Source organism: Vreelandella hamiltonii (assembly GCF_014651795.1).
GTDB lineage: Bacteria > Pseudomonadota > Gammaproteobacteria > Pseudomonadales > Halomonadaceae > Vreelandella > Vreelandella hamiltonii.
This window is the reverse complement of record NZ_BMXO01000019.1, coordinates 1-14,597: the sequence shown is the minus strand read 5'-3', so window position 1 is coordinate 14,597 and position 14,597 is coordinate 1. Positions and strand designations below refer to the sequence as shown.

Annotated in this window: 14 protein-coding genes; 10 read left to right on the top strand and 4 right to left on the bottom strand. The window is 62.4% G+C overall.

Going from position 1 to position 14,597, the window contains the following annotated elements; genetic code table 11:
• Nucleotides 1-15 precede the first annotated feature (15 nt).
• The 3 genes from pepP to IE061_RS16030 all read left to right on the top strand — a co-directional run bounded on the left by pepP (nucleotide 16) and on the right by IE061_RS16030 (nucleotide 3,996).
• Entirely contained in the window at nucleotides 16-1,353 is a 1,338-nt protein-coding gene (pepP, locus tag IE061_RS16040) for a Xaa-Pro aminopeptidase (RefSeq protein ID WP_081193775.1), read from the top strand.
• Nucleotides 1,354-1,447: 94 nt separating this feature from the next.
• The gene (gene ubiH, locus IE061_RS16035) at nucleotides 1,448-2,692 is read left to right on the top strand and encodes a 2-octaprenyl-6-methoxyphenyl hydroxylase (RefSeq protein ID WP_081193773.1); all 1,245 of its coding nucleotides are present in this window, start codon (nucleotides 1,448-1,450) and stop codon (nucleotides 2,690-2,692) included.
• 50 nt (nucleotides 2,693-2,742) lie between these two features.
• Nucleotides 2,743-3,996 (top strand): UbiH/UbiF/VisC/COQ6 family ubiquinone biosynthesis hydroxylase, encoded by a 1,254-nt coding sequence (locus tag IE061_RS16030; RefSeq protein ID WP_193462040.1) that lies wholly within the window; start codon nucleotides 2,743-2,745, stop codon nucleotides 3,994-3,996.
• On the opposite strand, the gene IE061_RS16025 is transcribed toward IE061_RS16030, so the two are convergent.
• From IE061_RS16025 to gpmI, 3 genes are all read right to left on the bottom strand, one after another.
• Nucleotides 3,993-5,288 (bottom strand): S41 family peptidase, encoded by a 1,296-nt coding sequence (locus IE061_RS16025; protein ID WP_193462039.1) that lies wholly within the window; start codon nucleotides 5,286-5,288, stop codon nucleotides 3,993-3,995. The two genes, IE061_RS16030 and IE061_RS16025, sit on opposite strands and share 4 nt — an antisense overlap.
• Nucleotides 5,289-5,388: 100 nt before the next feature.
• The gene (locus IE061_RS16020; RefSeq protein WP_193462038.1) at nucleotides 5,389-6,525 is read right to left on the bottom strand and encodes a murein hydrolase activator EnvC family protein; all 1,137 of its coding nucleotides are present in this window, start codon (nucleotides 6,523-6,525) and stop codon (nucleotides 5,389-5,391) included.
• Nucleotides 6,525-8,087: a 2,3-bisphosphoglycerate-independent phosphoglycerate mutase gene (gpmI, locus tag IE061_RS16015; protein ID WP_193462037.1), complete on the bottom strand. Its 1,563-nt coding sequence runs from the start codon at nucleotides 8,085-8,087 to the stop codon at nucleotides 6,525-6,527. Before gpmI ends, IE061_RS16020 begins: the two co-directional genes overlap by 1 nt.
• A gap of 252 nt (nucleotides 8,088-8,339) precedes the next feature.
• Between gpmI and IE061_RS16010 the strand changes: the two genes are divergently transcribed.
• The 7 genes from IE061_RS16010 (at nucleotide 8,340) to ruvX (ending at nucleotide 13,054) form a co-directional block, all read left to right on the top strand.
• Entirely contained in the window at nucleotides 8,340-8,762 is a 423-nt protein-coding gene (locus IE061_RS16010) for a rhodanese-like domain-containing protein (RefSeq protein WP_016915639.1), read from the top strand.
• Between the two features lie 61 nt (nucleotides 8,763-8,823).
• Nucleotides 8,824-9,333, top strand: a complete 510-nt coding sequence (gene secB / locus IE061_RS16005; protein ID WP_016915640.1) for a protein-export chaperone SecB — start codon at nucleotides 8,824-8,826, stop codon at nucleotides 9,331-9,333.
• A gap of 3 nt (nucleotides 9,334-9,336) precedes the next feature.
• Complete coding sequence (locus IE061_RS16000) at nucleotides 9,337-10,104, top strand: 16S rRNA (uracil(1498)-N(3))-methyltransferase (RefSeq protein WP_016915641.1); 768 nt, start codon at nucleotides 9,337-9,339, stop codon at nucleotides 10,102-10,104.
• A gap of 138 nt (nucleotides 10,105-10,242) precedes the next feature.
• Nucleotides 10,243-10,947, top strand: a complete 705-nt coding sequence (locus IE061_RS15995) for a CvfB family protein (RefSeq protein WP_039179221.1) — start codon at nucleotides 10,243-10,245, stop codon at nucleotides 10,945-10,947.
• Between the two features lie 69 nt (nucleotides 10,948-11,016).
• Complete coding sequence (gshB, locus tag IE061_RS15990; RefSeq protein ID WP_039179303.1) at nucleotides 11,017-11,982, top strand: glutathione synthase; 966 nt, start codon at nucleotides 11,017-11,019, stop codon at nucleotides 11,980-11,982.
• A 40-nt stretch (nucleotides 11,983-12,022) separates the two neighbouring features.
• Nucleotides 12,023-12,580, top strand: coding sequence for a YqgE/AlgH family protein (locus tag IE061_RS15985; RefSeq protein WP_026001922.1), 558 nt, complete (start codon nucleotides 12,023-12,025; stop codon nucleotides 12,578-12,580).
• Nucleotides 12,581-12,598: 18 nt separating this feature from the next.
• Entirely contained in the window at nucleotides 12,599-13,054 is a 456-nt protein-coding gene (gene ruvX / locus IE061_RS15980) for a Holliday junction resolvase RuvX (RefSeq protein WP_016915645.1), read from the top strand.
• A gap of 27 nt (nucleotides 13,055-13,081) precedes the next feature.
• On the opposite strand, the gene IE061_RS15975 is transcribed toward ruvX, so the two are convergent.
• On the bottom strand, nucleotides 13,082-14,107 hold the full coding sequence (locus IE061_RS15975) for an aspartate carbamoyltransferase (RefSeq protein WP_016915646.1): 1,026 nt from the start codon (nucleotides 14,105-14,107) through the stop codon (nucleotides 13,082-13,084).
• Between the last annotated feature and the right edge of the window lie 490 nt (nucleotides 14,108-14,597).

The window sequence follows — 14,597 nt, the reverse complement described above, 5'->3', positions numbered from 1 at the left end:
ACGCAAGGAGCCACTATGTTGCCTGAGCGATTGCCGCGTCCCGCGCCCATTGGGCCTGACGAGTACCGCCAGCGGCGTGAGGCGCTGATGGCCCAGCTGCCGCCGAACGCGGCCATGCTGATACCGGGAGCATCGTTAGTGACACGCTCCCACGATAGCGAATATCGCTTCCGTCAGCAGAGCGACTTTTACTACCTCACGGGCCTGCAAGAGCCCGACGGCCTGCTGGTGCTGCTGCCTGGGCGTGTCGAAGGCAGCAGTGTGGTGTTCTGCCAGGACCGGGACCCCACGCTGGAGGCCTGGACGGGCCGTCGGTTGGGTGCAGGCGGGGTGGAGCAGCAGCTGGGGGTCGACCAGGCCTTCGAGAACGCCCAGCGCGATGTGCAACTGGCAAGGCTGCTCGATGGCCGCGAACTGCTCTACGCGCCGCTGGACAATCCCGAAGCGATCAGCCTGCTGGAAGAGGCGCTCGCCCAGGCCCAGGCGAGCGTGCGCCGTGGTAAGCCCGCCTTGAAAGGCTGGCTGGATTGCCGCCCACTCATCCATGAGATGCGGCTGATCAAGAGTCCGGGGGAAATCGCCCTGCTGCGCCATGCGGCGGCCATTTCTGCTCAGGCCCATGTGCGTGCCATGCGCACCTGCCGGGCAGGGCTGCATGAGTATCAGCTTCAGGCCGAGCTGGAGCATGCGTTCATGTGGCAAGGGGCCAGTGGTCCCGCTTATAGCACCATCGTGGGCGGCGGCGCCAACGCCTGTGTGCTGCACTATATTGAAAACAGCGATTTGCTGGAGGCAGGGGCGCTGGTGCTGATCGATGCGGGCGCCGAGTTCGATCTCTACGCTGGCGACATCACCCGCACTTTCCCGGTCTCCGGTCACTTCAGCGATGCCCAGCGAGCGCTCTACCAGGTGGTGCTGGAGGCTCAGGAGCGTGCTGTGAACGCCGTCGCTCCGGGCGCTACCCTGGCCGATATTCATCAAGGGGTCGTGCACGATTTGACCAAGGGCCTCATCGACCTGGGGCTTTTGGAAGGCGAGGTGCAGGCACGTATCGATGACGAAAGTTATCGACGCTTTTATCTGCACTCCACGTCGCACTGGCTGGGTCTGGACGTCCACGATGTGGGGACCTATCGACTCGATGAAAACACGCCCAGGCCGCTGGCGCCGGGCATGGTACTAACCATTGAGCCGGGCCTGTATATCCCTTGTGATGACGATATTCCTACGGCTTACCGTGGGATCGGTATTCGTATCGAAGACAACGTTGTGGTTACTGCGCTTGGGGGAGAGGTGATCACCGATGGAGTTCCCAAGCAGGTCGAGGCCATCGAGCAATTGATGGCTAAATAGTGACCAGTCGACAAAGCTGAAGAAGTCGTTATGTAAATTACGTTATGGGTTACGATGATTCGCATGGGCTGAACAACCAAGCCAGGAGAGGTGAATGCAGGTGTCCGCAGCGGTAACAGATCCTTCCAGTGAGCGGCCTGCCACTCACGATATCGTGATCGTGGGTGGTGGCCTGGTAGGCGCCAGCCTGGGGTGCGCCCTCGCACCTCTGATCGAGCGTTTTGGTTGGCGCGTGGCCATCATCGAGGCCAAGGCACTGCCCGACACGAGCGACCAGGCCACTTGGCAGCCCAGCTTCGATGCGCGTGCCAGCGCCATTGCCGAGGGCTCCGCCCAGCGCTTTCGCCAACTGGGCGTGTGGCAGGAAATGCAGGCTGAGGCCTCGCCCATCCAGCGCATTCATATCAGCGAGCGCGGACGTTTGGGGGCGACACGCCTGAGCGCGGAAGAGCTGGGCGTCGAGGCGCTGGGGCATGTGATTCCCAACGCCTGGATGGGGCAGGTGCTGCACCGTCGATTGCAGCAACTCCCCATCGAATGGCACTGCCCCGCCTCGGTCACGTCGCTGACCCCGCAGGCAGGGGGGCGGCATCATCTTCGCCTGTCGAATGGCAGTGAGCTGACTGCCACGCTGACGTTACTGGCCGACGGAGGCCGTTCGGGCTTGAAAGAGCAGCTGGGTATTCAGAGTCGCCGTCACTCTTATGAACAAACCGCCGTGATTGCCCATGTGGGGGTCAGTCAGCCGCACCACGGGGTCGCCTACGAGCGCTTCACCGCAGACGGCCCCATTGCGCTGTTGCCCTTGCCCGGTCAGGCCATGGAGCTGGTCTGGACACACCCCAGCGGGGGTGAGCAGGCGCGCATGGCGCTGTCTGAGCAGGCTTTTTTGAGCCAGCTACAGCAAGCGTTCGGCGACCGGGTAGGCCGCTTCAATCGGCTGGGGCAGCGTTATTGCTATCCGCTTTCACTGGTGACAGCCGAAGAGCCGGTAAGGCCGGGGCTAGCGGTGCTTGGCAATGCTGCGCACGCGCTGCACCCCGTGGCCGGGCAGGGCTTCAATCTTGCGCTGCGCTCCGTGATGGACCTGGTCGAGGCGCTGGCCCAGGCTGCCCAACACCAGCAGCCCTTGGGCAGTCTGGCAACCCTGGCGGCTTTCGAGCGCCGCCGTGCCGATGACCGTGCCAACGTCATCCGTTTCAGCGACGGCCTGGTGCGGCTGTTCGGTGCTTCGCTGCCACTGCTGCCCCATGCCCGTGGTGCCGGGTTGATCGGCCTGAACCTGGTGGGACCGCTGCGCCGGGGGTTGGCACGCCGAGCCATGGGGCTAGAACGATAGCGCTGGAACGATAGCGCGCACCATTGGCGCTGACACATTAAGGATTGGCTATGACGATTCAAGCAGAACAGGCAACCACGGTCACGCGTTTCGATGCGGTGGTAGTGGGGGCCGGTATGGTCGGGGCCAGCGTGGCAGGGTTGCTGGCCAAGGCCGGTATGCAGGTCGCGCTGGTCGAGGCCCGTGAGAAGCCTCTGCAGTTGGAAGAGGTGGCCCAGGCGCTACCGGCGCCCCGTGTCAGCGCCCTGACGCCGGTGTCACAGCGGCTGTTGAACCATCTGGGTGCCTGGCCTGCCATGGCGGCGACGCGTATCACGCCTTACCGTTACATGCAGGTATGGGATGCCGAGGGCAGTGGCAACATCCACTTTTCGGCGGACGAGGCGGGCACCGCCGTGCTGGGGCATATCGTCGAGAACGACGTGACCCTGGCCGCACTCAATACACAGCTGGCCAACCTGCCGACGTTGACCCGGCTGAATGGCGTGCGCGTCTCCGCGCTACAGACCAGTTCCAAAGGGCGCTGGCTGGTGTTGGAGGATGGCCGCCAGCTGGAAACCCCGCTGCTGGTGGCGGCCGATGGTGCGCGCTCTGTGCTGCGCGAACTGGCGGGCATCGAGGTGGCAGAGGAGTCCATGGGCCAGGAAGCGGTGGTCACCACCGTGCGCTGTGAGTACGCCCATGGAGCGACGGCCCGTCAGGCCTTCGTAAGCGGCAGCCCGCTGGCTTTCCTGCCGTTGACCGTGGACGGCGATGATCGACTGTGCTCGATTGTGTGGTCCGTGCCACCCGAGCAGGCGGCCCGGCTTGAGTCGCTGGCACCGCAAGCACTGGGAGAGGACTTGGGGCGCGCCTTCGATCAGCGTCTGGGGGCCGTCACGGTGCTTGATCGAGCCTATCGCTTTGCGCTGGTACAACGCCACGCCCGCCGCTATGTGCAGGAGCACTTTGCCCTGGTGGGGGATGCGGCGCACAGCATTCACCCCTTGGCGGGGCAAGGGGTGAACCTTGGGCTGATGGATGCGGCGGTGTTGGCGGAAGAAGTGGTTGCTGCCTGGCGGCGTGGCTCGCCCTGGGGCAGCCTGACCATCCTGTCGCGCTACGAACGCCGCCGTCGTCTCGACAATACGGCCATGCTGGCCCTGATGAAGGGCTTCAAGGGGCTGTTTGGCAGTCAGCAGCCGGGCCTGACCCTGCTGCGTAATGTCGGCATGAGTGGCATGAACCAGTGGGTGCCGCTCAAGCGGCTCATCATGCGGCAGGCCACCGGTGAAAGAGGTCGCCTGCCGAGCACGTGCCGTTAGCGGCGCCGGTCGACGACATTGAGCGCTTTCAACAGGTTGAGCGCTTCGCTGAGCTGATAGTCGTCGCGCAGCCGCTGCGACATGGCCGCACGCTCGCGAGGCTGGTTCTGACTGCCCAGATGCCCTTCCAGGTCGGCTTCGCGCAGTTCACGGCGGCTTTCGGCCACTTCCAGGCGGCCACGCACCACTTCCACGTCCGGCTCGATGCCCTGCGCCTGGATGGAGCGGCCATTGGGCGTGTAGTACAGCGCCGTGGTCAGCTTCAGCCCTTCGCCGTTGCCTAGCGGCATGATCTGCTGCACCGACCCTTTGCCAAAGCTTTCGGTGCCCATGATGACTCCACGGCGCTGGTCCTGAAGCGCACCCGCCACGATCTCTGCGGCGGAGGCGCTGCCGCTGTTGATCAGCACCACGAGCGGTACATCACGCGCAGGCGTATCGGGCGATGCCGAAAAGGACATCTCGGTATCCGACAGGCGACCTTCGGTATACACGATCAGCCCGCTATCCAGAAAGAGGTCGGCCACGCCCACCGCCGCTTGCAGCACCCCGCCAGGGTTGTTACGTAAATCCAGAATCAGGCCTTCGAGCGGCTGTTCGCGTGCCATGCGCTCGAGGGCGCGGCGTGCCTGCTCCGGCGTGCGTGATTGGAATTGGCTGATACGTAAATAGCCGTAGCCAGGCTCCAGGGTTTCATGGCGCACGCTTTCGCTACGGATGATTTCCCGGGTCAGCGTAAGATCTCGTGGGCTATCTTCGCCCGCGCGCAGAATGGACAGCCGCAGCTGGCTGCCCGGCTCGCCCCGCATCAGGTTGACGGCTTCCTGCAAGGAGAGGTGATCGGTGGGTGTGTCATCGATGGCGATGATGATGTCCCGCGACAGCAGGCCCGCGCGGGAGGCCGGTGTATCGTCGATGGGAGTGATCACCATGAGTTGACCATTCTCGGTGCCGACTTCGATGCCGATGCCGCCGAACTCGCCCTGGGTGGACTCGCGAAGGCTCTGGTACTCGTTGGCATCCAGGTAGGCCGAGTGAGGGTCCAGCTCGCTGAGCATGCCGCGCATGGCATTGCGCAGCAGCGTGCGATCATCCACTTCCTCGACATAGGCCCGTTTGATGCGTTCGAACACCTCGGCGAAGGTCTGGATCTCTTCCAGCGGAAGGTCGTCGGCGACGCTATTGGCCGTTTGAGCCGCCAAGGGTAAGGGAGCTGCCAGCAGCGCGAGCGGAAGCAGAGTCGCCAAGAAACGCTTGGCAGGGGCCGATACCTCGGTTACAGATAGCGTCATGCGTACTCCGCAAGGCGAAAGGCAGCGCCGCTGGGCGCCGCAGGGGTTGATACGATTGGCGCGACACCTTCATGGATGCCGCTGCTATCAGCTTATCCCGTCAACGTCGTGCAATCCAACGTTGCGGGTTAATTGGTGCGCCACCTCGCCGCACTTCGAAATAGAGCGCGGACGAAGGCTGCCCTCCGCTGTTGCCCACTCGGCCGATGCGGTCGCCTCGGTTCACTTGCTGGCCCGGGCGGGCATCGAACTGCTGAAGGTGGGCATACAGGGTCATGATCTGATCACCATGATCGATGATCATCAGGTTGCCGAACCCCCGCATCCAGTCCGCAAAGACCACCCGCCCAGAGTGGACGGCCGTGACCGCCGTGCCGGCGCCCGCTTGAATCACGATACCGTTGTAATGCACGCCTTGACGGCGTTGGAAGCTGGCCGTGATGGCGCCCTGTACTGGCCAGGGCAGGTCGCCCTGGGTGCGGGTGATGTTGGTGGAGGGCGTCGGCTCGGCCAGTCGGGCAAGCTCGGCCTGGATGGCGCGTAGCTGCTGTTCGGCCTGCTCGCGGCTCTGGCTGAGATCGGCCAGACGGTCGGCTTCGCTTTCGTAACGGTCATCCAGCGTGGTCACGACGCTGCGCCGCTCCTCCGTGCGGCGGGCCAGCAGCGCACTCTGTGCTTCCAGCTCGTCCGCCAGGGTATCCAGCCGGGTCTGGCGCTCGGCCAGCGCCTGCTCGGTATCCACCAGCGCGGTATCCAGGCGGGCAATGTCGCCCAGGCGACGTTGCCGCGCCTGCGTCAAGCGGTTCAAGTAGGCCTGCATGCGGTCCAGCTCGGCGGGGTTGCTCTGGTTCAACAGCAGCTTGAGCTGAGGGGTGGGCCCCAGCCGGTAGAGGGCCGCCAGCTGCTGGCCCAGCGCTGTGTATTGCGCCGCTCTTTCCTGCTCGAGCCGCTCACGGTGCTGGCGCAGTTGCTCGCTCTCTTCGTTCAGTTGGCGGCGTTCCCCCTGCAGCTGGTCCAGACGCTGGTGCGTTTGGGCCAGCTCCGTCTCGACGGCACGCAGGGCCTGTTGGGCGCTGTCACGGGCCTGGTCCGTCACGCCCAACTGTTGGGTCATGGCATCGATTTGCTGGCCTAGCGCATCCAGCTGCTGCTGGGCGGCACGCTCATCCTGCGCGACGGCAGCGGACGTGCCCAGCATCAGCAGCGCCAGCAAGGGCAGCCGTTGCCACGATGGCATTAGGCGAAGCGCAGCAGTGACTGGCCCGTCATCGCGTCTGGCTGTGGCTGATGCATCATCGCCAGCAGCGTGGGTGCCAAATCGCACAGACGGCCGTCCGACAGCTGAGCCTCGCGCTCACCGACGTAGATCAGCGGTACCACGAAGGTGGTGTGAGCGGTTTGCGGCTCGCCGGTCACCGGGTGCACCATCTGTTCGGCATTGCCGTGGTCGGCGGTGATCAGGCAGGCGCCACCGGCCCGCTCGATGGCCTCCACGACCCGCCCAACGCAGGTGTCGACGGTTTCAATGGCCTTGACGGCGGCGGCAAAATCCCCCGTGTGACCGACCATGTCGCCGTTGGCGTAGTTGCACACCATCAGGTCGAAGCGGCCGCTGTCGATGGCGTCCACCAGCTTGTCGGTGATGTCGAACGCGCTCATTTCCGGCTTTTCGTCGTAGGTTTTCACATCACGAGGCGACGGCACCAGGATACGTTCTTCGCCGTCATACTCGGCTTCGTTACCCCCCGAGAAAAAGAACGTCACATGAGGGTACTTCTCGGTTTCGGCGATGCGCAGCTGGGTCAGGCCGCGCTTGGACACCACTTCGCCCAGCGTATCGGTGAGGTCGGTGGGGGGAAACGCCGCCGGAGCGGCAATGTCGGCGGCGTACTGGGTCATCATCACCAGGCCGTCACCCGCCAGGGCAGGCCGGGTCTGGCGCTGGAAACCGGTAAAATCTGCATCGGTGAAGGCGCGGGTCAGTTCGCGGGCTCGGTCAGAGCGGAAGTTCAGAAAGATCGCCGCGTCGCCATCTTGTAACGTCATGGCGCTACCGTTGACGGGAACGCTGGTGGCCGCCACGAACTCGTCGGTTTCACCACGCGCGTAGGCATCCCGCAGGCCGCTTTCAGCGCTGGTGGCGGTATGGTCGGCATGACCCTCGGTGAGCAGGCGGTAGGCCTGCTCGACCCGCTCCCAGCGGTTGTCTCTGTCCATGGCGAAGAAGCGGCCAATGATTGAGGCCACGAAGCCGTTGTCGGCACCGACCAGCTCGGCAAGCCGGGCATTGGCGCGCTCGATGGAGGCCAGCGCGCTTTGCGGGGGCATGTCGCGGCCATCCAGGAAGGCGTGCACGTAGATTCGCTGAGCGCCGCGCCGTGCTGCCAGTTCTGCTACGGCAATGAAGTGGTCTTCATGGCTGTGTACGCCTCCAGGGGAGAGCAGGCCCAGCAAATGTACCGCTTTGCCGTTGGCCACGGCGTCGTCGATGGGTTTGGTCAGCACGCCATTGGTATCCAGGTCGCCATCCTCGATGGCCTTGGTGATCCGCGTGAAGTCCTGGTACACGATGCGCCCAGCCCCCAGGTTCATGTGGCCCACTTCCGAGTTGCCCATCTGCCCATCGGGCAGCCCCACATGGCGGCCATCGGTGTGTACGAAGGCGTGGGGGCGTTTGGCCCACAGAGCATCCATGTTCGGGGTATGGGCGGCAGCCACGGCGTTATGTGCGCTATCGGGGTTGTGACCATAGCCGTCCAGGATGATCAGGGCGACGGGGCGGGGTGCAGATGATGCCATGAGAAACCTCGTTATATGGGTCAGCCAAGCAACGAAAAGTGCTGTTTGAAACGCTGGCAATGGCCATTCAGCCAGTTTTCAGACAGTACCTGAGAAACAGGGTCGCGGCGGGCGCGTGCTTGGGGCATCATAACGCAGGCAGCCGCTGGGCGTCATGGCCTGCGCGGTATGCCCTGTGACGTGTATACTTGTCGCGTTTCTGATGGCGGCCAGGCCGCTTTTTTCTGCATAGACCAAGAGATTGTGTTCGCGATGATCGATCAGCTGTTCGAATTCGTAATGAACCACCCCCTGTTGGTGGGGGCATTTTTGCTGGTGCTCACGGCGTGGATTGTCTACGAAACGCGTAGCGCTGCCTCAAATGCCGTGTCCTCTAGCCAGGCCACCCAGCTCATCAACCGCGAAGATGCGGTGGTGGTGGACATTCGTGAAAGCAAAGACTTCAAGGCGGGGCATATCGCCGGTGCACGCAACATTCCCCAGAGCAGCCTCGATAGCCGCATGAACGAGCTGGAGAAAGTCAAAAGCCAGCCGATCATCGTGGTGTGCAAGCATGGCCAAAGCTCGGGTGCCGCACAAGCCAAGCTGGTCAAGGCGGGCTTCGAGCGGGCCACGAAGTTGCGTGGTGGCATGATGCAGTGGCAGGCCGATGGCCTTCCCGTAGTGAAGAAGTAAACGACGAAAGCGGCCTCTGGGCCGCACGCTTTTTTATTGAATGAATAACGAGGAGTCTCCCATGGCGGAAGATAACAACACCCCGCAGGCCGGTGCCGCTGAAGGCGAAAAGCCGCAGCTGAAATTCTCTTTGCAGCGTATTTACGTGAAAGACATTTCCTTCGAAGCGCCGAACTCTCCTTCCGTGTTCAAGCAGGCGTTCAAGCCCAAGGTCAATCTGGATCTGAACACTACCAGCCAGAAAGTGGCTGACGACCAGTACGAAGTCGTGGTCAAGGTCACCGCCCAGGTGAATGACAGCGAGTCCGGCACCACGTCGTTCCTGGCCGAAGTCGAGCAGGCTGGCCTGTTCCGTATTTCCGGCATCGAAGGTGCGCAGCTGGAGCAGACGTTAGGCGCCTTCTGTCCTAACCTGCTGTTTCCTTACGCCCGTGAGTGTATCGACAACCTGGTCAACCGTGGCGGCTTCCCTGCGCTGATGCTGGCGCCGGTCAACTTCGAAGCCATGTACGCCCAACGCAAGCAGCGTGAAGCGCAGCAGGCAAGCCAGGCTGCCGAGAACACCCACTAAGCCATGCTCGAAGCGCATTCGGCAGCACACTGGCTCGCCACGCACGGCAAGATGCCACGCCTTCATGTGCCCACCGAGCTGCGTGTCGGGGCAACCGTCACGCTGCCGGAAGGCCCTGCCAGGCACGTTACCCGCGTGCTACGCATGGGGGAGGGCGCGGCACTGATCCTGTTCGACGGGGCGGGCCAGGAGGCAGGCGTTCGGCTGGCGGAGGTGGGGCGAAAACAGACCACCGCAACCGTCGAATCGGTATGGCCAGGCAGCGCGGAGTCTCCGCTAGCGGTGCATCTGGGCCAGGCGATTTCCAAGGGAGATCGCATGGACTATGCCATTCAGAAAGCCGTGGAGCTGGGCGTCGCTGCCATCACCCCACTCTATACCGAGCGGGGGGATGTTCGCCTGAAAGGCGACCGAGAAGAGAAGAAGCTGGCCCATTGGCAGGCGGTGGCTGCCAGCGCCTGCGAGCAAAGTGGGCGTGCAGTGGTGCCTCCCGTGTACCCGCCGCAGGGGCTGGAGGAGTGGCTGGCCGAACGGCAAGAGCCGCTGCGCCTGATGCTTCATCTGGCCACGGGCAATGGCTTTGCACAGTCGTCTCGGCCCGCTTCGGCAGCGTTGCTGATTGGCCCCGAAGGAGGGCTCAGCGAGACCGATATCGCTGCGGCCACCGCCAGCGGCTTTACGCCGCTGACATTAGGGCCCCGTGTACTGCGTACGGAAACCGCACCGGTCGTCGCGCTGACCCTCCTGCAGCATCATTTCGGCGATTTGTAAGCGCTTACTGTCAGCCGCTGCCGCATTCTCTGTGGCAGCGGCTTTTGTATAGCAGGCTGTCAGGCCGAATACGGCCTCGCTTTGGCTAGCGTTAGCAAGGTACGCTACCGATTCTCAACCCTTCGCAAGGACACCTCCATGGCCCGTGAGTCCCATGCCTCTCCCCGTTCTGCCAGCGATGCGACTGCCCAGCTGGGAGAAGTCGCTTACTTGACCGTGACGGCAGTGAACAGTACGGGCGCCTTTCTGCGTTGGGGCCAGCCCAAGGACGTGCTGCTGCCCTATAGCGAACAGCGTTTTCGCCCGGATCCCGGCAAGCGCGTACTGGTCATGCTGTATAGCGATGACCAGGGGCGTCCCGTGGCATCCATGCGATTGGACCGCTTCCTGAGCGACGACGCCTGGGCGCTGTCGCAGGGTGATGAGGTCACGGTAGTGGTGGCCGATCGCACGGACCTGGGCATGAAAGTGGTGGTCGAGCACCGTTACTGGGGATTGATCTATCAGGACGACATGACCCAGCCGCTGCGCCGAGGGCAGACGCTGAAAGGCTATGTAAAACAGCGTCGCGAGGATGGCCGAGTCGATATCTCGCTGCTGCCGCCGGGGGCGGCTCGCCTCGATGTGGTGGGTGACAAGATACTGCAAGCGCTACGCGAAAGCGGCGGCTACTTGCCGCTGGGCGATAAAAGCGATGCCCACGCCATCAAGGCGCGCCTGGGGGTGAGCAAGAGCGCCTACAAACAAGCGATCGGGCGGCTTTACAAGCAACAGCTGATCACCCTGGCCCCCGATGCCATTCGCCTGGTGCCTGGCGCGCTCTCCGAAACCGCAGACAAATAGCCGCGGTTGGAGCCGTGCCTGCAGTACGGCATACTGAATAATGATTGTTCCTGCATGGACGGTATTTCGATGAGCCACTCAACGTTGCATCTCGGTGTCGTGATGGACCCGATCAGTGACATCGCCTACAAGAAAGACACCACCCTGGCGATGCTGTGGGCTGCCCAGGAGCGCGGCTATACCTTGCACTACATGGAGCAGGACGATCTGTTCTTGAACGCAGGGCAGGCCTACGCACGCATGCGTCCATTGACCGTGCATCGTGATCCTGCGCATTGGTACGACCTTGGCGAAGCAGTTCAGCGGCCACTGGCAGAATTGGACGCCGTGCTGATGCGCAAGGACCCGCCGGTAGATGCCGAGTTCATCAATGCGGTGCACCTGCTGGGCTTTGCCGAGCGCGAGGGAGTGCTGGTGGTGAACCCCACCGCCGCCTTGCTGCAGTGTAACGAGAAGCTCTTTGCCCAGCAGTTTCCTCAGTGCTGCGCGCCAACGGTCGTGGCCAGCCGTGATGACGTGCTGCGTGCCTTCCACGCCGAGCATGGCGACGTGATCTTCAAGCCACTCGACGGCATGGGTGGCACGGGCATTTTTCATATCGGCCCTGATGGCCGCAACATTGGCGCCGTCATCGAGCAGCTGACGCTGCGCGGTCAGCGTCAGATCATGGCGCAGCGCTACCTGCCGGAAATCAAACACGGCGATACCCGTATTCTGCTGGTCGATGGCGAGCCTGTGCCCTTCGGGCTGGCGCGCATCCCCTCGGCGGGAGAGACCCGCGGCAACCTGGCCGCCGGTGGGCGTGGCGTGAGTCGCGAGCTGACCGAGCGTGATCACTGGCTGATCCAGCAGGTACAGCCGCTGATCCGTGAGAAAGGGCTGATGTTCGTGGGTCTGGATGTCATCGGTGACTACATCACCGAGATCAACGTGACCAGCCCCACCTGCGTGCGGGAAATCGACGATCAGCGCGGCACCGACATCGCCGGCATGCTGCTGGACGCCATCGAGCGTCGCCTTGCTTCCGCCCAATAACGCCCGACTTGCTGATTCAGCGGCAAGCCATAGGAGACGCATGCAAAGCTTAAAACACCATTTTTTAATGGCCATGCCGCATCTGGACGACCCCAACTTTGCGGGCAGCCTGGTGTACTTGTGTGACCATGACCACAATGGTTGCATGGGGGTGATTACCAACCGCCCCCTGGAGATCACGCTGGATGCGCTGTTCGAACAGCTCTCCTTGGGGGGCGATGAGAGCCCGCACCGCAATGCGCCTGTCTATTACGGTGGCCCCACCCATAAAGACCGTGGCTTTATCCTTCACGAAGGGGATAGCCAGGCGTGGGATTCCAGCGTCCAGGTAGAAGATGGCATTGCCCTCACCACCTCCATGGATATTCTTCAGGCGCTGGCGGATGGCAGGGGGCCGGAGCACTTTCTCGTGTGCCTGGGGTGCGCGGGCTGGGAAGTGGGACAACTGGAGGATGAGCTCAAGGACAACGCCTGGTTAACGGTGGAAGGTCAGGCTCGCGTGCTGTTCGACACCCCGCCCGCCGAGCGCCTGGCCGCTGCCGCTGGCCTGCTGGGCGTCGATCTCAACCTGATGACCCGTGACGCCGGTCACGCATGACGAAGGGGCAGTAACGCGATGGCCGACAGTGGGGAGCGCCTGATTCTGGCATTCGATTATGGAACGCGGCGCATCGGTGTGGCGGTAGGCAATGAGCTGCTCAACAGCGCCCGCGAGCTGACGCCTCTCCCTGCACGGGATGGCATTCCTGACTGGAACGTGGTGTCTCGTCTGGTTCAGGAGTGGCAGCCCGACCTGTTCGTGGTCGGGCTACCGTTGAACATGGATGGTAGCGAATCGCCCATGAGTACCCGTGCGCGCAAGTTTGGCAACCGCCTGCATGGGCGTTATGGCAAGCCGTGCGAAATGGTCGATGAGCGTGGCTCTACCCGTGAAGCCAAGCAGATCGCCCACGCATCGGGACATCGCGGCAACTATCGTCAGCAGAGCGTGGACGGCATCGCTGCCGTGCTGATTCTGGAAGGCTGGTTCGCCCACCGAGAAGGCCTTCCCGGTGGGCGAACCGCGCACTGAGCGTTTAGCTGCTCAGCCGTCTGCTCATCAGCGGTCCAGCGTGCCAATTTGCGGCGGTACGAACCAGCGTACTGGCCGCATGTCCTGCTCGATCAGCTCGTCCACTTTCAAGAGCGTGGCAAAAATGGCCATCCGCATGGGGATGCCGTTATCTGTCTGGCGGAAGATCGCCAGGCGCGGATCGCCATTCAAATCGACGTTCAAATCATTGGCGCCTGGACGGCTATCGCGCGGTAGCGGGTGCATCACGATCGTGCTTTGGCTGCAGCGGTGATCCAGAAAATCGCGATTGACCATGAAGTCATCGGAAAGCCCCTGGAAGCTCTCGTTCATTTCATCCGTGAAGCGCTCCTTCTGGATGCGCGTCGTATAGACGACGTCCAGATCCGAGAAGTCGCTGGCCAGGGAGTCGCGCTGCTCGATCCGATGGCCCCGCGATGCCACCAGATCCACCAGATAAGACGGCATTTCCAAGCCGGGTGGGGAGACCAGCGTTATCCGCAGCGGATCATAAAGCGATAGCAGCTTGATCAGCGAATGCACCGTGCGCCCGTATTTCAAATCCCCGGTCAGTAGAATGTGGGCACCACTCAGGCGCTTGCCCAACCGCTGGAACTCCTTGTCGATGGTATAAAGGTCCAGCAGCGCCTGGCTTGGGTGCTCGCCTGGACCATCACCACCGTTGATGACCGGCACATGCGTTGCGGCGGCAAACTCGGCAACCGACCCTTGATCCGGGTGGCGCATGACGATGGCATCACAGTAGCCGCTCATTACCCTGCTGGTGTCGTACAAGGATTCGCCCTTGGCCATGGACGAGAAGGTAAAGCCCGTGGTGTCACAGACACTGCCTCCCAGACGGCAGAAAGCTGCATTGAAACTCACCCGCGTCCGCGTACTGGCTTCGAAGAACAGGTTGCCCAGTACCGCACCTTCCAGCACTCGCGTGACCTGGCGACGACTGGCAATCGGCTCCATGCGTGCGGCCACCCGTAACAGGTGATCAACGCTTTCGCGATTTAATGAATCGACGGTTAACAAGTGCTGGCTCATCGAAGACCTCATATCCGTAGGTGCAATAGATGTGGCGAATGTTGCGGAGTGCCAAGTGTAACCGCCAAACAGTAAGCGCCGAAGTGCTTTCCACGGGTTGTGTGATCGCGTGGGCGACTTTTTTTGACTATTTGGTAAATACCCCTTGCCAACCCGGCAGCGAATCCGTAAAGTACGCATCCGCTGCCGGGGACGCCAAGCGTTGCCAGCGGTGAAGAAGGTCGAAAAACCTTCGGTTTGTCAGGAAGTTAGCGTCATCTGTTGGTTGGATTGATCGCTCGCTTTACTCGCTGAAAACAGCCCTTGACAAACACCACGGAATGCGTAGAATACGCCTTCCTCGCTGAGGCAACACGGTTCAGGTCACCGAGCCAGCCACAGCGAAATCGCTCTTTAACAATTTGATCAGGTAATTCATGTGGGCGCTTGCCGATGAGGGTGAATCATCACCTAATATCAAGGCAAGCGAACACCAAGATACTCTTCGGAG